The 20,773-nt window shown below is 54.6% G+C and carries 23 protein-coding genes; 6 read left to right on the top strand and 17 right to left on the bottom strand.

Annotated elements, in window-relative coordinates; genetic code table 11:
* Positions 1-66 precede the first annotated feature (66 nt).
* Positions 67-1,311, top strand: coding sequence for a tryptophan permease (gene mtr / locus EOS97_RS06730; protein WP_000224387.1), 1,245 nt, complete (start codon positions 67-69; stop codon positions 1,309-1,311).
* Positions 1,312-1,401: 90 nt separating this feature from the next.
* Here mtr and EOS97_RS06725 read toward each other — a convergent pair whose 3' ends face one another.
* From EOS97_RS06725 to EOS97_RS06715, 3 genes are all read right to left on the bottom strand, one after another.
* Positions 1,402-2,409: a luciferase-like monooxygenase gene (locus tag EOS97_RS06725; RefSeq protein ID WP_127836132.1), complete on the bottom strand. Its 1,008-nt coding sequence runs from the start codon at positions 2,407-2,409 to the stop codon at positions 1,402-1,404.
* Positions 2,410-2,586: 177 nt separating this feature from the next.
* A complete protein-coding gene (locus EOS97_RS06720) occupies positions 2,587-3,483 on the bottom strand; it encodes a U32 family peptidase (protein ID WP_001540959.1) in 897 nt (298 codons plus the stop codon).
* Positions 3,474-4,469, bottom strand: a complete 996-nt coding sequence (locus EOS97_RS06715) for a peptidase U32 family protein (protein WP_000421308.1) — start codon at positions 4,467-4,469, stop codon at positions 3,474-3,476. The genes EOS97_RS06720 and EOS97_RS06715 overlap by 10 nt, the downstream gene beginning before the upstream one ends.
* Before the next feature lie 216 nt (positions 4,470-4,685).
* Here EOS97_RS06715 and EOS97_RS06710 point away from each other — a divergent pair, with 216 nt between their 5' ends.
* Positions 4,686-5,210 carry an SCP2 domain-containing protein gene (locus tag EOS97_RS06710; protein WP_000884721.1) on the top strand — a complete coding sequence of 175 codons (525 nt, stop codon included), beginning with the start codon at positions 4,686-4,688 and terminating at the stop codon, positions 5,208-5,210.
* Positions 5,204-5,707, top strand: a complete 504-nt coding sequence (locus EOS97_RS06705; protein ID WP_000908562.1) for a GNAT family N-acetyltransferase — start codon at positions 5,204-5,206, stop codon at positions 5,705-5,707. The genes EOS97_RS06710 and EOS97_RS06705 overlap by 7 nt, the downstream gene beginning before the upstream one ends.
* On the opposite strand, the gene EOS97_RS06700 is transcribed toward EOS97_RS06705, so the two are convergent.
* Positions 5,694-6,011: a GIY-YIG nuclease family protein gene (locus tag EOS97_RS06700; RefSeq protein WP_000928379.1), complete on the bottom strand. Its 318-nt coding sequence runs from the start codon at positions 6,009-6,011 to the stop codon at positions 5,694-5,696. The genes EOS97_RS06705 and EOS97_RS06700 overlap by 14 nt on opposite strands.
* Before the next feature lie 37 nt (positions 6,012-6,048).
* Here EOS97_RS06700 and EOS97_RS06695 point away from each other — a divergent pair, with 37 nt between their 5' ends.
* Positions 6,049-6,492 (top strand): YhbP family protein, encoded by a 444-nt coding sequence (locus EOS97_RS06695; protein WP_000380402.1) that lies wholly within the window; start codon positions 6,049-6,051, stop codon positions 6,490-6,492.
* Here EOS97_RS06695 and yhbO read toward each other — a convergent pair.
* Positions 6,472-6,990 (bottom strand): protein/nucleic acid deglycase, encoded by a 519-nt coding sequence (gene yhbO / locus EOS97_RS06690; RefSeq protein WP_000037599.1) that lies wholly within the window; start codon positions 6,988-6,990, stop codon positions 6,472-6,474. The two genes, EOS97_RS06695 and yhbO, sit on opposite strands and share 21 nt — an antisense overlap.
* Positions 6,991-7,120: 130 nt before the next feature.
* Between yhbO and EOS97_RS06685 the strand changes: the two genes are divergently transcribed.
* The gene (locus tag EOS97_RS06685; RefSeq protein WP_001517952.1) at positions 7,121-7,756 is read left to right on the top strand and encodes an NAD(P)H-binding protein; all 636 of its coding nucleotides are present in this window, start codon (positions 7,121-7,123) and stop codon (positions 7,754-7,756) included.
* Positions 7,757-7,822: 66 nt separating this feature from the next.
* Here the strand turns inward: EOS97_RS06685 and dolP are convergent, their stop codons facing one another.
* The 4 genes from dolP to EOS97_RS06665 are packed head-to-tail and all read right to left on the bottom strand — an operon-like array spanning position 7,823 to position 11,415.
* Positions 7,823-8,398 (bottom strand): division/outer membrane stress-associated lipid-binding lipoprotein, encoded by a 576-nt coding sequence (dolP, locus tag EOS97_RS06680; protein WP_000643280.1) that lies wholly within the window; start codon positions 8,396-8,398, stop codon positions 7,823-7,825.
* 9 nt (positions 8,399-8,407) lie between these two features.
* Entirely contained in the window at positions 8,408-8,998 is a 591-nt protein-coding gene (gene diaA / locus EOS97_RS06675; RefSeq protein WP_000893481.1) for a DnaA initiator-associating protein DiaA, read from the bottom strand.
* A gap of 21 nt (positions 8,999-9,019) precedes the next feature.
* Positions 9,020-9,415 (bottom strand): YraN family protein, encoded by a 396-nt coding sequence (locus EOS97_RS06670; RefSeq protein WP_000057285.1) that lies wholly within the window; start codon positions 9,413-9,415, stop codon positions 9,020-9,022.
* Positions 9,373-11,415, bottom strand: coding sequence for a penicillin-binding protein activator (locus tag EOS97_RS06665; RefSeq protein ID WP_000249230.1), 2,043 nt, complete (start codon positions 11,413-11,415; stop codon positions 9,373-9,375). Before EOS97_RS06665 ends, EOS97_RS06670 begins: the two co-directional genes overlap by 43 nt.
* 63 nt (positions 11,416-11,478) lie before the next feature.
* Here EOS97_RS06665 and rsmI point away from each other — a divergent pair, with 63 nt between their 5' ends.
* Positions 11,479-12,342: a 16S rRNA (cytidine(1402)-2'-O)-methyltransferase gene (gene rsmI, locus EOS97_RS06660; RefSeq protein WP_000812295.1), complete on the top strand. Its 864-nt coding sequence runs from the start codon at positions 11,479-11,481 to the stop codon at positions 12,340-12,342.
* Positions 12,343-12,499: 157 nt separating this feature from the next.
* Here the strand turns inward: rsmI and EOS97_RS06655 are convergent, their stop codons facing one another.
* From EOS97_RS06655 to garD, 8 genes are all read right to left on the bottom strand, one after another.
* The gene (locus tag EOS97_RS06655) at positions 12,500-13,273 is read right to left on the bottom strand and encodes a DeoR/GlpR family DNA-binding transcription regulator (protein WP_001083899.1); all 774 of its coding nucleotides are present in this window, start codon (positions 13,271-13,273) and stop codon (positions 12,500-12,502) included.
* 110 nt (positions 13,274-13,383) lie between these two features.
* Entirely contained in the window at positions 13,384-14,427 is a 1,044-nt protein-coding gene (gatD, locus tag EOS97_RS06650) for a galactitol-1-phosphate 5-dehydrogenase (protein ID WP_000844181.1), read from the bottom strand.
* 43 nt (positions 14,428-14,470) lie between these two features.
* Entirely contained in the window at positions 14,471-15,844 is a 1,374-nt protein-coding gene (locus tag EOS97_RS06645) for a galactitol-specific PTS transporter subunit IIC (protein WP_000490604.1), read from the bottom strand.
* Between the two features lie 3 nt (positions 15,845-15,847).
* A complete protein-coding gene (gatB, locus tag EOS97_RS06640; RefSeq protein ID WP_000824293.1) occupies positions 15,848-16,132 on the bottom strand; it encodes a PTS galactitol transporter subunit IIB in 285 nt (94 codons plus the stop codon).
* Between the two features lie 30 nt (positions 16,133-16,162).
* Positions 16,163-16,627: a PTS galactitol transporter subunit IIA gene (gene gatA / locus EOS97_RS06635; protein WP_000080445.1), complete on the bottom strand. Its 465-nt coding sequence runs from the start codon at positions 16,625-16,627 to the stop codon at positions 16,163-16,165.
* A gap of 14 nt (positions 16,628-16,641) precedes the next feature.
* Positions 16,642-17,913: a tagatose-bisphosphate aldolase subunit GatZ gene (gene gatZ, locus EOS97_RS06630; RefSeq protein WP_127836131.1), complete on the bottom strand. Its 1,272-nt coding sequence runs from the start codon at positions 17,911-17,913 to the stop codon at positions 16,642-16,644.
* 119 nt (positions 17,914-18,032) lie between these two features.
* Positions 18,033-18,887 carry a tagatose bisphosphate family class II aldolase gene (locus tag EOS97_RS06625; RefSeq protein ID WP_000469979.1) on the bottom strand — a complete coding sequence of 285 codons (855 nt, stop codon included), beginning with the start codon at positions 18,885-18,887 and terminating at the stop codon, positions 18,033-18,035.
* Between the two features lie 257 nt (positions 18,888-19,144).
* Entirely contained in the window at positions 19,145-20,716 is a 1,572-nt protein-coding gene (gene garD / locus EOS97_RS06620) for a galactarate dehydratase (RefSeq protein WP_001273720.1), read from the bottom strand.
* Between the last annotated feature and the right edge of the window lie 57 nt (positions 20,717-20,773).

Raw genomic sequence — 20,773 nt, 5'->3', positions numbered from 1 at the left:
CATGTACTGGTACAGTGCAGCGTATTGAGAGATAGTCACATTATAAATGACTGGAGAGAGAGCTGAATGGCAACACTTACCACCACCCAAACGTCACCTTCGCTGCTTGGCGGCGTGGTGATTATCGGCGGCACCATCATTGGCGCGGGGATGTTCTCCCTGCCGGTGGTCATGTCCGGGGCGTGGTTCTTCTGGTCGATGGCGGCGCTGGTCTTTACCTGGTTTTGTATGCTGCACTCCGGGCTGATGATCCTCGAAGCCAACCTTAACTACCGCATTGGTTCGAGTTTCGACACCATCACCAAAGATCTGTTGGGGAAAGGCTGGAACGTGGTAAATGGCATCTCTATTGCCTTTGTGCTCTACATCCTGACTTACGCCTATATCTCGGCGAGCGGCTCAATTCTGCATCATACCTTTGCTGAGATGTCGCTGAACGTTCCGGCGCGAGCGGCAGGTTTTGCCTTTGCGCTGCTGGTGGCGTTTGTCGTGTGGCTGAGTACGAAGGCGGTCAGCCGGATGACGGCGATTGTGCTGGGCGCGAAAGTGATTACTTTCTTCCTGACCTTCGGCAGCCTGTTGGGGCACGTTCAGCCTGCCACGTTGTTTAACGTGGCTGAAAGCCACGCGTCATATACGCCGTACCTGCTGATGACGCTGCCATTTTGTCTGGCGTCGTTTGGTTATCACGGTAACGTACCGAGCCTGATGAAATATTACGGCAAAGATCCGCGTACCATCGTCAAATGCCTGATTTATGGGACGTTACTGGCGCTGGCGCTCTATTCCGTCTGGCTGCTGGGGACGATGGGCAACATCCCGCGTCCGGAATTTATCGGCATTGCGCAGAAAGGCGGCAATATTGATGTGCTGGTACAGGCGTTGAGCGGCGTGCTGAACAGCCGCAGCCTGGATCTGCTGCTGGTGGTGTTCTCTAACTTTGCGGTAGCCAGTTCCTTCCTTGGCGTGACGCTGGGGCTGTTTGACTATCTGGCGGATCTGTTTGGCTTTGATGACTCGGCAATGGGGCGTTTTAAAACGGCGCTGCTGACGTTTGTGCCGCCAATTGTCGGTGGCCTGCTGTGGCCGAACGGTTTTCTGTACGCCATTGGCTATGCAGGTTTAGCTGCAACTATCTGGGCGGCCATTGTGCCTGCGCTGTTGGCGCGTAAATCTCGCGAACGTTTCGGCAGCCCAAAATTTCGCGTCTGGGGCGGTAAACCGATGATTGCCCTGATTCTGGTCTTCGGTGTCGGCAACGCGGTTATCCATATTCTGTCGAGCTTTAATTTGCTGCCGGTGTACCAGTAACGTTATTGTGCCGGATGGCGGTTGCACCTTATCCGGCCTACTTGATGCTGTAGGCCCGGTAAGCGAAGCGCCACCGGGCAAAACAACGCACTACCCCAACAATTCCTGCTTCACATCCATCGCCAAATCAAACGAATGCAGCCGCGCCTGATGATCGAAAATCTGCCCATTTACCATAATTTCATCCGCCTTGGTCTCCCGCAGGATGGATTCCAGCCCGTGGCGGACTTTCGCTTTATCACCGACCAGCGACATACTCAGCGCCTGCTGCACGCCATACTGCTCGGATGGCGACCAGAAGGTCTCCATATTCTCAATCGGCGGCGGCAGTTGGCCGGTTTCCCCACGGCGTAGCTTCACAAAAGCCTGCTGTATGGAGGTAAACAGGAATTCGGCGTCGCGGTTGCTGTCGGCGGCGATAATATTGATACACACCATCGCGTACGGTTTTTCCAGCCGCGCTGAAGGTTTGAACTGGGTACGGTACAGATGCAGCGCCTGGAACAACATATCCGGCGCGAAATGCGAAGCAAAGGCGAACGGCAGGCCAAGCTGGGCCGCCAACTGTGCGCTATACAGGCTGGAGCCCAGCAGCCAGACCGGGATCTGCTCGCCGTAGCCGGGCACCGGGCGCACATGCGGATTAGGGTCGCGAGCGTCGAACCAGTCCACCAGCTCTGCGACATCGCGTGGAAAGTTATCGATATCGCCGCTCATATGGCGACGCAGTGCGCGCATCGTCGGCTGATCGCTACCCGGCGCGCGTCCCAACCCTAAGTCGATACGTCCCGGGTAGAGCGTATTCAGCGTGCCGAACTGCTCGGCAATCACCAGCGGTGAATGGTTAGGCAGCATCACGCCGCCGGAGCCAAGATGTAATGTTGTGGTATTGGCCGCCAGATAACCAATCAATACCGAGGTCGCCGCGCTGGCGATACCGGTCATGTTGTGATGTTCCGCCAGCCAGTAGCGGTGATAACCGCGCTTTTCAGCCAGCCGTGCGAGAGCCAGCGAGTGCGTGAAGGCTTCTTTTGCCGAAGATCCTTCAGGGATCGGCGCCAGATCCAGCACCGAGAACGGAATAGTTTTGTCAGTCATAACGGCTCACTTTGTTACCGGTTAATCTTTTAATACTGCATTAAAGATTAGCGAATGTTGTTAACAAAGTGAGCTTTATGAGACTGACGGCAAAAACAATGCCCGATAGCGCTGCGCTTATCGGGCCTACGGGAGCGCTATTTGTAGGCCGGATAAGGTATTGATGCCGCCATCCGGCTAGGCCTGTAGCTCCAGCCCGGCCAGCCGCTTCCAGTAGCCGTTACAGTCGCTATGCGCGGCAAGCGGTAATGGTGCGCCGCCGTTTTCGTTAGCGCGAAAGGCATCAAGCATGGCAAATGTCTCCGTACCCAACGGCGACAGCCGCACGATATCGACCAATCCCTGCATCGACGTCAGTTCGTTGCCAAGGTTATAGACATAGCCGCTCATGGTCTGAATACCGTTAAGCACAAACACCTGCTGATTCTCTTGCGAGAGCACGTCACGACCGTTTGGATACTTGATACAGCAGGTTTCGCACTCATCTTTCGGGCGGTCTTCCGAACGGGCGGTAAAGCAGCGAGCGGAGTAGGCCAGCGGCAGATGCCCGTAGCTCAACACTTCCACTTCAAACTGATTGCGGATGCCCAGTTCATCGCACTGATTAAGCAAATTCACCAGCCAGTCGCGGGACAGCTCCACCGGCATACACCAGCGTACCATGCCTTCTTTCAGCAACCGGCGCAGCGTGACCGCGTTGTAGCAATTCAGCGCATGGCCGGCGACAAACGGCAGTTTGCGCTCGGCGCACAGATTCACCACGCCAAGATCGCTGGCTTCCAGCAGAAAATCGCCGTTGTCCACATAGCGTTTCAGCTCGCTTAATTCAGATGACGCCTGTACCAGCGCCAGGGTGGAGAGCGCCACCTGCTTACCGCTGGCGGCGAGGGATTTCGCCATTTCCAGCCAGTCGCCGACTTTGGTCGCGCGACGCTTGCTGCACACCGCTTCGCCCAGATAAATGACGTCAGCGCTGCTCTTTGCGGCCTGCTGATAAAAATCTTCCAGCGTCTCTTTCGGCCAGTAATAAAGCACCGGTCCTAAGGAATATTTCATAGCTCCTCTCACTGCCATTTACGGTGATATGCGCCAAGCGTGGTTTGGGTGCCTTCGGACATCGCGCCGAGCGTCTCCATCCAGTCGCGCTGTGGAACGAAGTTTTGCGGGGCGGCTTTGCAGCAATCGATCGCCTGGCGCCACACTTTCGCCACCTGGCTGACGTAGGCCGGGCTGCGCTGGCGGCCTTCGATCTTCACCGAAGCGATGTTCGCCGCCATGAGCTCCGGCAGCAGTTCCAGCGTGTTCAGGCTGGTTGGCTCCTCCAGCGCGTGGTAGCGCTCGCCGTCCACTAAATAGCGGCCTTTACACAGCGTTGGGTAGCCCGCGTTTTCGCCATCCTGGTAACGGTCAATCAGGACATCATTCAGGCGCGATTCCAGCCCCTGCGGCGTTTGCTGCCAACGGACAAAGCGGGCGGGAGAGCAGGCGCCGACGGTATTGGGCGACTCCCCCGTCAGGTAGGAAGAAAGATAGCAGCGACCTTCCGCCATAATGCACAGGCTGCCAAACGCGAATACCTCCAGCGGCACCGGCGTGACGCGGGCCAGTTGTTTTACCTGGTGAATCGACAGTACACGCGGCAGTACTACGCGGTGGACATCAAAGTTGCGGTGATAAAAGCGAATCGCCTCTTCGTTGGTTGCCGAGGCCTGAACGGAAACATGGCGCTCAATATGTGGGTAACGCTCTGCGGCATATTCCAGCATAGCGAGGTCGGCAAGAATCAGTGCGTCGGCGCCAAGCTGCGCCGCCATATCCACGGCGCGCTGCCAGCGGGCATAGCCGTCCGGATGCGCAAAAGTATTAATGGCGATGTGTAATTTGCGGCGATGCTGGTGAACAAAACTCACCGCTTCCTGCAATTTTTTTTCGGTAAAGTTAAGGCCGGCAAAATGACGGGCATTGGTATCGTCTTTTAACCCGATATAAACGGCGTCAGCGCCGTTTTCGATGGCCGCCTTCAGCGCCGGGAGATTTCCGGCAGGGCAGAGCAGCTCCATAATTTATCCTGAGGGTTACGTCTGAGACGCAAAATTGTTAACGAACAGGGATTTTAGTTAACCTTGCTGCGACAATTTTTGATTTAAGGCAGTTAAAGGCGTATTGGTAACACCAATAATGGGGTAGAAAATCAGACCCAATTGTTGATTTACGCCGCCATGTGATTTATTGGATATGGCAAAATAACAGGACTATTGAAACAGGGAGTAAAGCTCGTGTTAGATAAACTGCGTTCACGCTTAGTCCATGCTGGCCCGTCTCTGATGAGTGTACCGGTTAAACTGACGCCCTTTGCGCTAAAGCGCCAGGTTCTGGAACAGGTTCTGAGCTGGCAGTTTCGTCAGGCGCTGGCCGATGGAGAGCTGGAATTCCTCGAAGGTCGTTGGTTAAGCATTCATGTTCGTGACATCGACTTAAAATGGTATACCACAGTTGAAAATGAAAAGCTGATCGTTAGCCAGCAGGCGGATGCCGACGTCAGTTTTAGCGCCGACGCCAGCGATCTGCTAATGATCGCCGCCCGTAAACAGGATCCGGATACGCTCTTTTTCCAGCGTCGACTGGTCATTGAAGGCGATACTGAGTTAGGGTTGTATGTGAAGAATCTGATGGACGCCATCGAACTGGAGCAGATGCCGAAAGCGTTACGCGTTATGCTGCTGCAACTGGCGGATTTTGTTGAGGCGGGTATGAAAAACTCGCCGGAAACCAAACAGACCTCGGTAGGTGAACCATGCTAATTCGAGTAGAAATTCCCATTGATGCGCCTGGTATTGATGCGCTGTTACGCCGTTCATTCGAAAGCGATGCGGAAGCGAAGCTGGTTCACGATTTGCGTGAAGATGGTTTTCTGACGCTCGGACTGGTGGCCACGGATGATGAAGGTCAGGTGGTGGGCTATGTCGCCTTTAGCCCGGTTGATGTGCAGGGCGAAGATTTACAGTGGGTCGGCATGGCGCCGCTGGCGGTCGATGAAAAGTATCGCGGGCAAGGGCTGGCGCGCCAGTTAGTGTATGAAGGGCTGGATTCGCTCAACGAGTTCGGCTACGCGGCGGTCGTGACGCTGGGCGACCCGGCGTTATATAGCCGCTTCGGTTTTGAACTGGCCGCGCATTACGATCTTCACTGCCGTTGGCCCGGTACGGAAAGCGCTTTCCAGGTACACCGTTTGGCTGAGGATGCGCTGGAAGGCGTGACGGGGCTGGTGGAGTATCACGACCACTTCAATCGTTTTTAAGCACCGGCGTTTGCAGGCTGGACAGCAGCGCCTCAAACGCTTCGCGTTCCGTCACAAGGCGCTCCTTCTGGCGCTTTGTGAGCTGTTTGATGCGATACTCTATGCGCAGGGCCAGCGAGCGATCGCCGACCTGCGCCGCAAACGCCAGCGTTAACTCGCCTTTTCCCCGTAATGCTTTTGCGCCTTTTCCCGTTTGATGCTGCCTGTAACGACGCGCCACATCGGTGGTTATTCCGGTGTAAAGCGCATTGTCTGCAGTACGAATCAGATACAGATACCAGGGTGTCATTGTCGCCATCAGCATGATAATTTTCAGGTTCCCAGTATAAGCGAGAATAAAGATGGACACACTTACCGCTATTGGCCGTTGGCTGGCGAAACAACACGTGGTGACCTGGTGCGTACACCATGAGGGAGAGCTGTGGTGCGCCAATGCGTTTTATTTGTTTGATGCGCAAAACGTCGCGCTGTATCTGTTAACGGATGATAAAACCCGCCATGCGCAAATGTCTGGCGCGTGCGCGCCAGTTGCGGGAACGGTCAATGGTCAGCCGAAAACGGTGGCGCGCATTCGCGGCGTACAGTTTAAAGGGGAAATTCGCCGTCTGGAGGGGCAGGAGAGCGACGCCGCGCGTAAAGCTTACCTTCATCGCTTCCCGGTCGCCAGGGTGCTGCCAGCGCCGGTATGGGAAATCCGGCTGGATGAAATTAAATTCACCGACAACACGCTGGGGTTTGGTAAAAAACTGCACTGGTTACGCGACTCACGCGCCCAGCAGGCGTAGCGCCTCGCGGTTAAATGCCGGCAGGTCGTCAGGCGTGCGGCTGGTCACCAGCTGATCTTTATCGACGACGACTTCCTGATCGTAAAATTCCGCGCCCGCATTCTTCACATCGATAATAATCGGTTTCACCGCCGTGAGTTTGCGGCCACGAATGACATCGGCGCTGATCAACAACTGTGGGCCGTGGCAAATGGCAAAAACCGGTTTACCGCTGTTAACGAAATCGCGGGTAAAATCCACGAAACGGCTGTCGCCGCGCAGGTAGTCCGGCGAATGACCTCCCGGCAATAGCAAGGCGTCGAACTCGTCGGGACGAACGTCATCAATAGCCTTATCAATGGTGACGCTGGCCTCGCCTTTTTTTCCTTTCACCGTTTTACCCGCCTCTTTTTCGATGGTGATGACCTCATGGCCGGCCTGACGGAATTCTGCTGCCGGCGAGGTAAATTCTGAATCTTCAAATTCATCGGTAATCAAAACGGCAATTTTCTTACTCATGCGTTTCCTCCGCAGTGGTGGCGTCGGGTAAGGCAAATTTTCCACAATGATGGATACTTACCTCGTAGACTATTAAGCCTGGTCGATAGGGCCGAGAGTGCAAGGTGGACAAATCTGTAAAGGAGCGAGGATGAGTCAGGTACTGATTACCGGCGCGACCGGACTGGTCGGCGGACATCTGCTGAGAATGTTAATCAACACGCCGCAGGTGAGCGCTATCGCCGCGCCGACGCGTCGCCCGCTGACGGATATTGTCGGCGTTTATAACCCTCACGATCCGCAGCTTACCGACGCGTTAGCTCAGGTGACCGACCCGGTAGATATTGTTTTTTGCTGCCTGGGCACGACCCGGCGTGAAGCGGGAAGTAAAGCGGCGTTTATTCATGCGGATTATACGTTGGTGGTTGATACCGCGCTGACCGGGCGTCGACTGGGCGCGCAGCACATGTTGGTGGTCAGCGCAATGGGAGCAAACGCGCACTCTCCGTTTTTCTACAATCGGGTGAAAGGAGAAATGGAGGAGGCGTTAATCGCGCAAAATTGGCCTCGTTTGACGATTGCCCGGCCTTCTATGCTGCTCGGCGACAGAACAACGCGGCGGGTGAATGAAACGCTTTTCGCTCCGCTATTTCGGCTGTTGCCAGGAAACTGGAAATCGATTGATGCGCGGGATGTGGCGCGGGCCATGCTGGCGGAAGCGCTGGCGCCAGCACAAGAAGGCGTGACGATTCTGACCTCATCGCAACTGCGGGAAAAAGCGGGGTAGCGAAGCCGGATGATTTACCGGATGGCGACGCGGTTTACACATTCTTATCGCCACCCGGCACACCGGTTACTTAATATACGTAAAGGCGGTGGTCACGCGTTTCACGCCGCTCACCCGGCTGGCGATGTCCGCTGCCGCTTTACCTTCACGTTCAGTCACCAGGCCCAGCAGGAACACTTCGCCATTTTCGGTGGTGACTTTCACGTTTGACGATTTTACCTGATCGCTGGTCAGTAGCTGTGAGCGAACTTTCGTGGTGATCCAGGTATCGTTAGAGGCGGTCCCCAGGCCGATAGGCTGACCCTGGCGAATCTCGTTATAGACCTCGGTGGTGCCTTCAACGCCCATCGCTATCTGTTTAGCGCGTGCGGAGAGTTCGCTGTTTGGCGACTGGCCCACTAACAAAACTTTGCCCTGATAAGCCGTGACATTGATGCGCGTCTCTTTTTTGATTTGCTCATCTTTCGACAGCGCGCTGCTGACACGCAGTTCCAGCGTTCCGTCATCCACCTGGGTGCCCACGCTACGCGGGTCGGTTGCGGCTTTGGTGCCGACGGCTGCCGTACCCACTACCGCGGCGGCGACGCAACCTTGCAATAGCAACGCAGAAATAAGGACTGCGAGCGGCGAAAATGCCTTCATGTGTACTCCTTAATCATCCTGGTGAGGAAAAAGCGTGTTATCGATCAAATCGCACAGGCAGTTTACCGTCAGCATATGCATTTCCTGAATGCGCGCGCTGTGGTGTGAAGGGATACGAATTTCAACATCCTGCGGCCCTAATAGTCCGGCCAGCTCGCCCCCGTCATACCCGGTTAGCGCCACAATGGTCATGTCACGTGTGACGGCTGCTTCAACGGCTTTTACGATATCGCGACTATTACCACGCGTAGAGATCGCCAATAAAACATCGCCTGCATGTCCCAGCGCCCGGACTTGTTTTGCATAAACTTCATCGTGCAGGCGATCGTTAGCGATCGCAGTTAAGACCACATTATCGGTATTTAGTGCAATGGCGGGTAAACTGGGTCGCTCCGTTTCAAAGCGGTTAATCATGCTGGCAGCAAAATGCTGTGCGTTGGCCGCGGACGTCCCGTTTCCACAACAGAGGATTTTGTTGCCGTTAAGCAGGGAATGAACCAGCGTCATGGCGGCGCGGGAAATGGCATCCGGAAGCGCTTCCGCCGCAGCAATTTGAGTTTGAATGCTTTCTGTAAAGCAAACTTTGATTCTTTCGAGCACGCTAATCCTTAAAATCTTCAATTATGAGTGGTCGTTAAACGCATCCCGAAACCACTCAATCTCATTTCCGGTGAAGGCTAACACATCGAACCGACAATCCACAGTATCAAAACTCCCATTCTGGCGGGCGAGCCACAAGCGGGCAGTATGTAATAATTTGTGTTGCTTGCTGCGGGTCACACTAGCCGCCGCGCCGCCATAAAGCCCGGAGCGCCGATAGCGGACCTCAACAAAAACCGTCGTTTTTCCGTCGCGCATGATCAGATCGATTTCGCCGCCGCGCTCGCGCACGTTGGCGGCGATAAACCGCAGTCCTTTGCTTTCCAGCCAGCGACGCGCGGCAGCTTCCCACGCGTCGCCAGCCTGTTTACGCGTTAGCTGGCGGGAACAATCTCCCCTTGCTGGTATTTGAGCCATGATAACTTCCTGTTAATCACACAATCCGGGCTGGCGGTTAATGCGCCGGTATTACCATTGATCTCAAACCCCTGCACCTGACGCATCTGCGAAAAGTGGTTCGCCAGCGTCCAGGCATCCACGCCCATGGCGTACATCCGCGCCAGAGAATAGTCGTTATGTACAGCGCTCAGCGCCTGCTGCATCAACGGCATATTGCCGCCTGCCAGCATAGGAATTTCACTGTATTGTAAACCCTCCATTTCCAGACGGAAGTCGGGGCCGGAGGTGCCTTGCGCGCTGCGAGAGCTGGCATACAGCGTCGCGCCGCTCTGGGTGCCGTTACGCATGGCGATCATCGGTTTGATAAAGCCAATCTCTTCCGGCGTAGCCAGAATATAGACCGCGTCTACGCGTCCGCCGCCGGTGATTTGCGCGTCGGTCGGCGGCGCAGGGATAGTCAGACCGCCAATGGTGACGCCAGGCTGTGCAGGCACGCTGGCGGCGACCGGACTGCCCGTCAACGCGATACCCGCGCCGCCGTTCACGCCCATTTTCAGCTCGGCTACGGAGCCGAATTTTTGCTGTAACACGATGCCGCCGCCCAGTTTTTGCCACTCCTGGGTGAAGGCGTTCGCCACGCGATCGCCAAGCGTGCTGCGTGGGATCAACAGCAGCGGCGACTGCTTGCCCTGGTCATAAATATGATGCGCCGCATCACGGGCTTCATCTTCTGGAGAGAGCGCGAAATAGCAGATATTAGGGAAGCTACGTACCGTTTCCGGCTGGTTGAGCGCCAGCACGTTGAGCGGCGTGTTGCTTTTCATCAGCGCTTCCACATTGTTTTTCAACAGCGGCCCGACCACGATACTGGCGCCGTCTTGCTGAACCTGAGCAAGCACCTGATCCAACGGCTGGGAAGAGGTATCGTAGATTTTTAATTCAGCGGAGGGATCCGCCGGCGCGCTTGCTGTAGCAGGGGGAGTTTGTGGCGCGCTGACTGGCGTAGCGGACTGGGCTGGAGCGTCATCAGTCAGATCGCTCACCGAGGCCTGCGACGGACTGGCGACGCCGTTGGTCATTTGTGGCTGCGTCTCCTCCACGCCAGGTTCTACCGGCGCGTCAGGCGCGGCGGCAGGCTGCATCTCTACCGCCTGGGTGCCGAGGTTTTTCGCGGCTTCGAAACCTTGCTGGATGGTACGGCCAAACACGGCAGCCTGACCGTTCAGCGGCAGCAGCAGAGCGATTTTGCTGGTGGAAGCTGGTTTAAAACGTTGTACATTGACGAGCTGCGTCGGCAGCATTTTCGCCCCCGGATTTTGCGGGTAGCGTTTTTGCCAGTCGGCGATCCCGGCTTTCAGCATGTCTGGATCGTTGCGGTTGTCAAACCAGACGCGTTGCAGATCCAGCCAGCCCTGAAGCACATTTTCATCAGCGTTGATAACTAACGTCCTGGCCTGATCCGGCGTCATGGCGGAGAGCGCCTGCCAGGTGGCGTCGATATTTTTTTGTTTATCTTTCGCCGCCAGTAGCGGTTCCTGGGCGATTAACGCCCGCAACAGGGTAAGCGACGGGCGTCCCTGGCTGGCAACGATCTGCGCCTGCCAGTAACGCGCTTGCTGATTTGGCGCAAAGTCGGCGGGTTTTAGTTTATCCAGCAAGGCCTGCGCGCCTGCGACATCTTTTTGCGCCAGTTTGATTTCTACCGCTAATAAAGACTGTTCGCGACGCTGGGTATCGTTCAGATTTTGCGGGAGTTGGTTGAACAGGTCGACGGCCTGCTGGCTTTTTCCTTCTTTCAGCAGTGCATGAATGGCGAGTAATTGCCAGTTGGTCTTGCTATCATCTGCGCTTTGCTGCATCTGATGCAGGTAAAAGGCGGAGTCAGCTTGCGCTGAACCCTGCATATAGGCTGCGCTTTGATCTGGCGCCTGGGTGCCGCACCCGGCGAAAAGTAGCGCAGCCAGGACGACAGGCAGCGCGCGTGCGGCGTTCAAACGAGAAAATGTTGAGGGTACCATACTGTATCCAGTGATATTTTTTTACGCAATGCTCAATATTAAATCGGCAATACGGACGACACAATGAAACAAAACGAATCGGCGGATAATTCTCAGGGCCAACTCTTTATTGTACCTACTCCTATCGGTAATCTGGCGGATATCACCCAGCGTGCGTTGGAGGTGTTACAGGCTGTAGATCTGATTGCCGCCGAGGATACTCGTCACACCGGTTTATTGCTGCAACATTTTGGGATTAATGCCCGATTGTTCGCGCTGCACGACCATAACGAACAACAAAAAGCGGAAACGCTGGTCGCGAAGCTAAAAGAAGGGCAGAACATTGCGCTGGTTTCCGACGCCGGTACGCCGCTGATTAACGATCCGGGCTACCACCTGGTGCGTACCTGCCGTGAAGCGGGGATTCGCGTGGTGCCGCTACCGGGGCCATGTGCGGCGATTACCGCCCTGAGCGCCGCTGGCCTGCCATCTGACCGTTTCTGCTATGAAGGCTTTTTACCGGCGAAATCCAAAGGCCGCCGTGATGCGCTAAAAGCCATTGAAACGGAACCGCGAACGCTGATTTTTTATGAGTCAACCCACCGCCTGTTAGATAGCCTGGAAGATATCGTCGCGGTATTGGGAGAATCCCGTTATGTGGTGCTGGCGCGTGAGCTGACCAAAACCTGGGAAACCATTCACGGCGCGCCCGTTGGCGAGCTGCTGGCGTGGGTCAAAGAAGATGAAAACCGTCGCAAAGGCGAAATGGTGCTGATTGTCGAAGGCCATAAAGCGCAAGAAGACGACCTGCCCGCCGACGCGCTGCGCACGCTGGCGCTGCTACAGGCAGAACTGCCGCTGAAAAAAGCGGCGGCGCTGGCAGCAGAAATTCACGGCGTGAAGAAAAATGCGCTGTATAAGTATGCGCTGGAGCAGCAGGAAGAGTAAAAGCGAGCGCCCGGGAACCGCCTTTTATCGCCATCGCGTTAATACTCAATCAGGTGATTGATGTGGGTAAAGTGATGGGGGCATTGGGCGGTAATAGCGGACCGGACCTTTCCTTCGGGCTTACTCTCGCGATCAGCAGCGCATAACCGACTCCTTTTTAGACGATCATTAGTTCCACGCCTGTTTTCGCTAATGCCGCTTTATCCTGTTTGCTGATGGTGTCATCGGTTATCACACAGTCGATCTTGTCCATCGGCAATACCTGGTTAAAGCCGCGACGGTTAAATTTGGTCGCGTCCAGTACCGCGATAACTTTGTGTGCCGCCGCCGCCATGACGCCGCTAATGGAATAACCTTCGTTAAACGTGGTAATACCGTTTGTCGCATCAATGCCATCCGCCCCGACAAACATGACATCGGCGCTGATGCCGTGTAGCGATCGTTCCGCAATCGTGCCGTGCATTGAGTGGGTTTTATGCCGTACCGTACCGCCGCAGACCACCAGCGTGAGATCTTTATTTTCTGATAGCGTAAAAGCGGCAGGCAAGCTGTTAGTGATCACCGTAATATTGCTTTTTCGCGCGAGCGCTTCCGCAATCAGTAATGTTGTGCTCCCGCTATCCAGAATGATGGTCATTCCTTCTTCAACCATTGCCGCAGCCGCCTGGGCAATCCGCTTTTTCGGATCGCTGGCGAGTTGATACCGATCTTCCAGAATGACTTCCTGATTGTCGCCTTCCGCCAGATGACTTCCCGGTTTTGCCGCGCCGCCATGAAAACGGGTGACAAGGCCTTTCTCTTCCAGCAGACGCAGGTCAGCACGGATAGTCACTTCAGAAATACCAAAGGTATTTGAAAGATCCATCACCAGCACGCTGCCTTGCGTATTAATCAGGTCGACAATTTTATTTCTTCGCTCAAATGAGTTCATATTGATTTGCCTGATAATTAACTGTAACTAGTTTAAACGAAGGATTGCGAAAGGTGAACGCTAAATTTCGAAAGGAAATGTGAGCCAGCGCAGGTTGCTGGCTCGTACCATCAGGAAAGTTGAAGTAAGATTTTGCCCTGCATGGGCGCGCCATTAAGCGCTTTGACTGCTTCTGCAAAGCTTTCCGCATCGCCGCGATGGGCAATGAGAGGGGCCAGTTGAAGACGTTTTTCAGCCAACAGGCGCGCTGCGGTTTCCCATTCTTCTCCTGGCCATGGCGCGGAGTAGTTCATCCAACTGCCGAGGAGCGTGAGCTCTTTACGCAAAATTAACCCGAATGTGCGCGTTGTCAGGGTGAGATCGTGATGTAACGTCCCCACCAGCGCCAGTTGCGCGCGCGGCCCGGCGATATCGATAGCCAGCGAGACGGTCTGGGGAGTTCCTGCCGTTTCGAGAACCAGTTGATCAAACTGAATGTCGGACAACGCGGTCTGGATGTCGTCGGCGGTCATTTCCCGGCTATTACACGTATGCGTTGCGCCGAGCGCTTTCGCCAGTTCCAGTTTCTGCGGATTGATATCAATCGCCGTTACGCTTCGCGCGCCCAGTTCCCGCGCGCACTGTAAGGCCAACAGGCCAATTGTCCCGGCCCCGACGATAATTACGTTTTTCCCCTCGCAGCCCTGCGCCAGATGAAAGGCGTGTAAGCCCACGGTAATCGGTTCGATAAACGCGCCATCTTCAATTGACATATCAGACGGCAAGCGGAAAAGATTGGCCCGTTTGACCACCACATATTCCGCATTACCGCCTTCGCTGCGCGATCCTACAAACTGATACTGTTTGCATAAAGAAAAGTAACCGCGTTCGCATTGCGGACAGTGAAAGCAGGGAAGAAGCGGGACACAAGCGACGGCATCGCCGGGCTGCATATCCGTTACGCCTGTGCCGTAGGATTCAACGTAGCCGCTGAATTCATGACCTAACGTAATAGGATAATAATGGGCGCCCTGCGCGAAAATACGCGGGATATCCGACCCGCAAAGCCCTGAGCTAACGACCTTGACCAACACATCGTCCTCGGCTTGCAGTTGTGGTAAGGGGCGTTCTTCAACGCGCACGTCTCCCTCAGCGTGAATAACCACTGATTTCATAACATTCTCCAGGAAGGTGAGGGGAGCGATTGCTCCCCTAAAATTAAGAGGCGATTTGACTTTGCTGTAGCGCCGTGGCTTTCTCAGCCGCGACAAACTGTCGGGCGCGACGCCAGGTCAGCAGTACGCCAGCCAGATAGATAATGGCAATGACGGCGAAGCCGACGATATTCTGCCAGGTAAAAAGTTGAATCAGCAGCCAGGTGATGGGGGAACCGCCCTGATCCAGCGAGGCGACTTGTCCGCCAGCTTTTAGCGCTCCGGCATTGGCAGCCAGTTGGGTATGCAGGCCAATCGTCTGGGTGGCTATCCACAGGGTGATACCCATAATAATGACACCTGAAATCAGCGTGCGGAACAGGTTGCCCTGGTGTACCGCAACCGCCATCGCAATAAAGAAACCGATGGTGGCGAGGTCGCCGAACGGCAGCACCTGGTTCCCCGGTACTAAGACGGCAATCAGGATGGTCAGCGGAATGAATATCAGGCTCGCGGAGACAACAGAGGTATGACCGAGCAGTAGCGCTGGATCAAGGCCTATCAGGAACTCCTGCCCGCCAAATTTGGCCTGTAGACGTTTACGCGCATGTTTGGCGATAGGCGTTAGGCCATCCATAATAGGTTTAATGACGCGTGGCATAAGCAGCATCACCGCTGCGGTTTTGACCGCCAGTTGCAGAACGGCTTTGGTGTCGTAGCCTGCCAGTACACCAATCACCAGCCCCATCACGAAGCCGACAGTCACCGGCTCGCCAAACGGTCCGAAGCGTTTCTGGACATCGTCTGCGCTAAAGTGAATACGATTGAGGCCCGGAATTTTTTCGATAATGGTATCAACGAGCACCGCCACGGGGCCCAGGTACGCGGATGAACCGTGTGGGATTGCAATCCCCTCCAGGCCAAAATAGTCGCGGGTATCTTTGGCAAACCAGTCCCCCAGTTTGTAGACAAAGGCGGCATGAACCACAACGCCCAGAATCCCCAGCCAGTATGAACCGGTCGCCAGATGCAGCATGGCGCCCGTGAAGGTCATGTGCCAGATATTCCAGATATCGACATTCACCACGCGGGTCATGCGGGTCACCAGCATCAGGACGTTAACCCCGATGGCGACAGGGATCGCGACCAGCGCGATTTGTGACGCCCAGGTCATGGGCGATGAACCTGGCCAGCCGACGTCAATAACGTGGAGATTGATTTGGAAATGTTCCGCCATGGCTTTCGCCGCGGGGCCGATAGAATCCAGCATCAGGCCGATGACCAGACCAATACCCACGAAGCCGATACCAATATGCAAACCCGATTTAAAACAATCCCCAAGCTTCATTCCCAGCAGTTTAGAGAACACAATGATCACCAGAGGCAACATCACCGTTGGGCCTAAGTCGAGGATATAACGCATTATTTCGCTAAACATACGTTACCCCATGAGAATGGACAGAATTTTTTGCTGTAATGCTTCAATACCCACGCCGGAAACAAAAGGCATACCGTGAACGACGGGAATATCGCCGAAGGCGCGATCGACCCTGGCAGTGGTACAGATAAGATCGGCGCCGTCCATATAGGTTTCGATTTCGGTGACCCGGCATTGCACTAAGTCGAGCTCAATATGGTTGGCATCACATAGCTCTTTAATTTCTTCCGCAGCCATCGTTGAGGTTGCAACCGCACCGCCACAGGCCACAATTACTTTACGTTTCATAGGGTATTCCTCATTATTATCAATTTATTATCAAACCTGGACGCACTGCTCAGGCTCAAGGATGGTTTCCTGAAAGCGTATCGCCAGTTCGGCATCCGGCGCGCTTAACAGGGCATCGAGGGTGCTTGGGTTCTGTAGCTCACTAAACAGGCGGCGCAGAAGTTTTAGCTGTGCCGCCGGGTTTTCAACGATTAAGGCGATGATTAACGAAACGGCAATCTCTTCGTCATCATCCGCCTGTTGAAACATGACCGGCTTATCTGGACGAATCAGATAGATAGCGGGTGATTTCGCATGAACCGCCTCGCAATGAGGGATAGCGACGGCGTGACGCTCCAGCGCAATGCCGGTAGGAAAAGACGCTTCACGTTCCACCAGCGCCTGCGGATAACTATCATGTACCACGCCTTTCGCCAGCATCTCTTTGCCAATGTGCGCCAGCGCCTGTTGGCTCGAGTCGAATGTGATTCCGGTTCGGACAAATAGTTGGCTCATAAATTCTCCATTATTCAGGCGACATCCGGCGTGCAACCGAAGCGATAAGCGCGCAGAACATCCTGAATTTTGTCAATAATCAGGTTATGCGGCGTGGGGGTGAGCACGCCCTCAGACAGGCGTTCAAACTGTACGGGCATAAACTGGCTAATTAATCCCAGCGGCAATGTGACGTTGTTCAGATTGGCGATTAACTTTTCTACGCTTTGACGAATACGCGGGTGCGGCCAGTAATAGCGAATACGGTCAGACAAACTAAAGTGGATGTCGACCATCGCCTGGCTCCAGGTTGGACGGTAGTATTTTTTCCAGTAGCCCGGTTCGTTTAGCATAACTTCATCAATGACCTCCAGTACCCGACTACGTTGTTCCGGGGAGATCAGCTCGTTTTCCATTTGCGCAAGTGCGAAAATGGCTTCGCGCAGCGCGAAAGTGAGCGCCGGGCCGACCTTCAGAATGGCGTAATGATCGCGTACCAGCGCACGGTAGGCCTGGCGAGTTTGGTAATCGGTGGAGTGTGCTTCATAGACCATCGGCGTTTCTTTTATCCAGTCGGAAAGCGCTTTAGCGGCCTGCGGTTGATAGTGGATAATCTGGGTATAGTCGAATTCTACGCCCGGCTGTACGACAATCGCGATAACCCGGTTCAATGCCTCCTCCAGCCCCAGGGCGCGAAAAGCAGCCTGATGCGTTTGCAGCGTGCGGGCCGCATCCTGTTCGCGGGTAACATGCACGGCGTTAATGGCGCTGGCTTCCCCGCCAGGAACCGGAACTTCAGTGCCGATAACATAGGTTAAATGGCGTTTTTGTTCGTCGGTCGCCGTCGTTTCCGCTGCCTGGCAAAGCAGGGCGGCGCGTTTAGCGACAACCATTGGGTCCAGCGGCGTCGGGTCGTCAGCGCAGGACATAGAGGCATCAAGATGGATTTTGCTAAACCCGGCAGCGACGTAAGCCTTAATGAGTTCGACGGATTTTTCCATCGCCGTATCTGCAGGTTCGTTTTGCCAGCAGTTAGGTCCCAGGTGATCGCCGCCTAAAATAAGCCGTTCTCGTGGAAAACCCACTTCCTGGGCGATGCCATAGACAAAATCACGAAAGTCAGCCGGTTTCATGCCGGTATAACCGCCAAACTGATTAACCTGGTTAGAGGTCGCTTCGATCAGAACTTTGTTCCCGCTATTCAGATCAAAACGTAATGCGGATTCAATCACCAGCGGGTGTGCTGAACATACGGAACAGATCCCTATCTGTTCTCCTGCTTTGTGACGAGAAATTATTTCTTTCACTTCTGGCTCCGATATCTTTTGTTTATCTTCATAATATTTTTGGTTTGAAGGCAAAGGATAATAATGGCTTTCGTGATCCAGCTATGAAAACGCCCTTTGCCGTGCTAAATCCGGGGGCTTTAGAGCTTCCCTTCACAACCGCAGTCGGCAATCACTTTACGTACAACCTCTTTCATGGCCGCTTTCGCCGGGATCATGTAATGGCGGGGATCGCTGGCCTCTGCGTGTTGCGTTAAATAGTTTTTAAGCGCGCCGGAAAAGGCGATTTTAAGCTCGGTCGCGACGTTAACTTTGCAGATGCCCAGCGAAATAGCGCGGGTAATATCGCGGGTCGGCAGGCCAGAGGCGCCGTGAAGGACTAAGGGGACATCAACCCGCTGACGAATTTCCGTCAGTCGTTCAAAATCAAGTTTTGGTTCAGCGGTGTAGAGGCCGTGAGCGGTGCCGATAGCAATGGCTAACGAGTCGATACCCGTTTTTTCTACAAATTCCCGGGCCTGTTCCGGATGGGTATAAAGCGCATCTTTGCCGTCAACGATAAGATCGTCTTCCTGCCCGCCGAGACGCCCAAGTTCAGCTTCAACGCTGACATCGTAGCGATGACAGTAATCAACCACGCTTTTCACCAGCGCAATATTGTCGGCAAAGGGGAAATGCGACCCGTCGATCATGACCGAGCGTACCCCGGCGGCGACTTTCATTTTGATGTCGGCCAGTTTTTCATGATGATCGAGATGTACCGCGAGAGGATGGTTCCAGCTTTTCGCCAGTTCTGCGGCGATGGCCACGATATTACCGACGCCTGCGTAGCTAAAGGTGCCTGGCGTACCGGCGACAATCAGCGGAGAGCGCAATTCTGCGGCGGTTTCCACCACCACTTGCAATGTCTCCAGGTTGTGGATGTTAAACGCCGGCACAGCATAGCCTTCCTGCTGCGCCTTCTTTAGCATTGTTCTGCCTGAAATGATAAACATCCTTCCTCCGAAATCTTTCGTTTGTTTTCTTTGAAAGAATTTATAGGCTTTCGGAATGTTTTTTTGTGATTTTGATCTGATAAATGAAAGTTTCGAAATAAAATGGAAGTTATCGAAAGTAAGGCATAAAAAAAGCATGTCGGGCAGACATACTTCAGGCTACAGACTAAGGGCGAAAAAATACCGGGTAGCGCTGGCGCTTACCCGGTCTACAGATTATGCGGTTATACCCTGATCGGAGAAGGGTACTGACTGGATCAGGTCACTGGCGCCGGGTTAAATATCGCCAGTTGGTTATGTAGGCCCCACTGGTCCGAGAAAGTCTTTTTCCGGCCGCTGGCGACATCGAGAATAAAGTGAAACAGCTTCCAGCCCACATCTTCGATTGTCTCTTCACCCGTGGCGATGGTGCCTGCATTGATATCCATTAAGTCATACCAGCGGTTCGCCAGCTCGGTACGCGTCGCCATTTTAATTACCGGCACCGCCATCAGCCCGTACGGCGTGCCGCGTCCGGTGGTAAAGACCTGTACGGTAATGCCGGAAGCGACCTGCTGCGTGCCGCAGACGAAATCGCTGGCGGGCGTCGCGGCGTAAATCAGGCCGCGTTTGGTGGGGCGTTGGCCCGGCGACAATACTTCGACAATGGCGCTCTTACCCGATTTAGCGATAGAGCCCAACGCTTTTTCCACGACGTTCGCCAGGCCGCCTTTTTTGTTGCCAGGGGACGGGTTAGCGCTGCGATCGGTTTTCCCCATATCAAGATAGTTATCGTACCAGGCCATCTCATCCAGCAGGCGTTTACCCACGGCTTCGTTGATGGCGCGCGGCGTCAGAAGATGAATGGCATCGCGCACTTCGGTGACCTCCGAGAACATGACGGTCGCGCCGCAGCGTACCAGCAGATCGGAAGCATAACCCACCGCCGGGTTTGCCGTGACGCCGGAAAACGCATCGCTGCCGCCACACTGCATCCCGACGACCAGCTCGGAGGCCGGGCAGGTTTCGCGCTGGCGCTGGTTCAGTTTCGTCAGATGGCGTTCGGCGACCTGCAAAATATCGTCGACCATTGATTTAAAGCCGACATGCTGCTCGTCCTGTAAACGCACAATACTGGCGCTTTCAACGGCGATGGCGGGAACATCCTCGGTGCCTTCCAGCAGTCGTTCCGGCTGCAGTTTTTCGCAACCGAGGCCAATCACCATCACTTCGCCGCCAAAATTGGGGTTGAGCGCGATATTATGAATCGTGCGAATCGGCACGACCGCCGCCGGCGCGTTGATTGCCACGCCGCAGCCGTACAGATGGTTTAGCCCTACAACGCCATCGACATTCGGGTATTTGGGCAGCAGATCGCGCTCAATCACTTTCACCACATAATCGACCACGCCCGCCACACAGTGCACGCTGGTGGTAATGCCAAGCAGATTTTTGGTGCCGACGCTGCCATCGGCGTTACGATAGCCCTCAAACGTATAGCCTTCCAGCGGCGGCAGCGGTTCCGGTACTTTGGTCGCCAGCGGTAGCGTATTCAGCGGCGGCGCTTTTGGCAGTTCAACCAGCGACTCGTCGATCCAGCTTCCGCGTGGGATGTCGCGTACCGCATAACCGATGACTTCGCCATAACGGATGATTTCGCCGTGAGCGGGGATATCCGTCAGAGCAACTTTATGGCCTTGCGGAATATGTTCAGTCAGTTCCAGGCCATCCGGAAAACGTGTTCCGGCTTTAAGACCGTGGTCATTAACAATAATTGCGACATTATCGGTTTCATGTACTTTTATATAAAACGCCGATGGCGATTCCTGGCGAATTTCGATATTGGCCATTGTTCAACATTCTCCAGCCTGGATGATAGAAATAGGATTATCTATTTTGGTTATGGT

Source organism: Salmonella sp. SSDFZ54, assembly GCF_004010735.1.
Taxonomy (GTDB): Bacteria; Pseudomonadota; Gammaproteobacteria; order Enterobacterales; family Enterobacteriaceae; genus Salmonella; species Salmonella enterica.
Note: the sequence above shows the minus strand (reverse complement) of the source record. Positions and strands in the feature narration are given on the sequence as shown.

Excerpts from the sequence above, each read along its gene's own strand:
- EOS97_RS06700 (WP_000928379.1), bottom strand. The coding sequence starts at position 6,011 with ATGCTGATGGCGACAATGACACCCTGGTATCTGTATCTGATTCGTACT.
- rsmI (WP_000812295.1), top strand. The coding sequence starts at position 11,479 with ATGAAACAAAACGAATCGGCGGATAATTCTCAGGGCCAACTCTTTATT.
- dolP (WP_000643280.1), bottom strand. The coding sequence starts at position 8,398 with ATGAAGGCATTTTCGCCGCTCGCAGTCCTTATTTCTGCGTTGCTATTG.
- EOS97_RS06670 (WP_000057285.1), bottom strand. The coding sequence starts at position 9,415 with ATGGCTCAAATACCAGCAAGGGGAGATTGTTCCCGCCAGCTAACGCGT.
- garD (WP_001273720.1), bottom strand. The coding sequence starts at position 20,716 with ATGGCCAATATCGAAATTCGCCAGGAATCGCCATCGGCGTTTTATATA.
- EOS97_RS06655 (WP_001083899.1), bottom strand. The coding sequence starts at position 13,273 with ATGAACTCATTTGAGCGAAGAAATAAAATTGTCGACCTGATTAATACG.
- EOS97_RS06695 (WP_000380402.1), top strand. The coding sequence starts at position 6,049 with ATGGACACACTTACCGCTATTGGCCGTTGGCTGGCGAAACAACACGTG.
- gatD (WP_000844181.1), bottom strand. The coding sequence starts at position 14,427 with ATGAAATCAGTGGTTATTCACGCTGAGGGAGACGTGCGCGTTGAAGAA.
- EOS97_RS06725 (WP_127836132.1), bottom strand. The coding sequence starts at position 2,409 with ATGACTGACAAAACTATTCCGTTCTCGGTGCTGGATCTGGCGCCGATC.
- EOS97_RS06715 (WP_000421308.1), bottom strand. The coding sequence starts at position 4,469 with ATGGAGCTGCTCTGCCCTGCCGGAAATCTCCCGGCGCTGAAGGCGGCC.
- mtr (WP_000224387.1), top strand. The coding sequence starts at position 67 with ATGGCAACACTTACCACCACCCAAACGTCACCTTCGCTGCTTGGCGGC.
- EOS97_RS06665 (WP_000249230.1), bottom strand. The coding sequence starts at position 11,415 with ATGGTACCCTCAACATTTTCTCGTTTGAACGCCGCACGCGCGCTGCCT.
- yhbO (WP_000037599.1), bottom strand. The coding sequence starts at position 6,990 with ATGAGTAAGAAAATTGCCGTTTTGATTACCGATGAATTTGAAGATTCA.
- EOS97_RS06685 (WP_001517952.1), top strand. The coding sequence starts at position 7,121 with ATGAGTCAGGTACTGATTACCGGCGCGACCGGACTGGTCGGCGGACAT.
- EOS97_RS06720 (WP_001540959.1), bottom strand. The coding sequence starts at position 3,483 with ATGGCAGTGAGAGGAGCTATGAAATATTCCTTAGGACCGGTGCTTTAT.
- EOS97_RS06645 (WP_000490604.1), bottom strand. The coding sequence starts at position 15,844 with ATGTTTAGCGAAATAATGCGTTATATCCTCGACTTAGGCCCAACGGTG.
- gatB (WP_000824293.1), bottom strand. The coding sequence starts at position 16,132 with ATGAAACGTAAAGTAATTGTGGCCTGTGGCGGTGCGGTTGCAACCTCA.
- gatA (WP_000080445.1), bottom strand. The coding sequence starts at position 16,627 with ATGAGCCAACTATTTGTCCGAACCGGAATCACATTCGACTCGAGCCAA.
- EOS97_RS06705 (WP_000908562.1), top strand. The coding sequence starts at position 5,204 with ATGCTAATTCGAGTAGAAATTCCCATTGATGCGCCTGGTATTGATGCG.
- EOS97_RS06625 (WP_000469979.1), bottom strand. The coding sequence starts at position 18,887 with ATGTTTATCATTTCAGGCAGAACAATGCTAAAGAAGGCGCAGCAGGAA.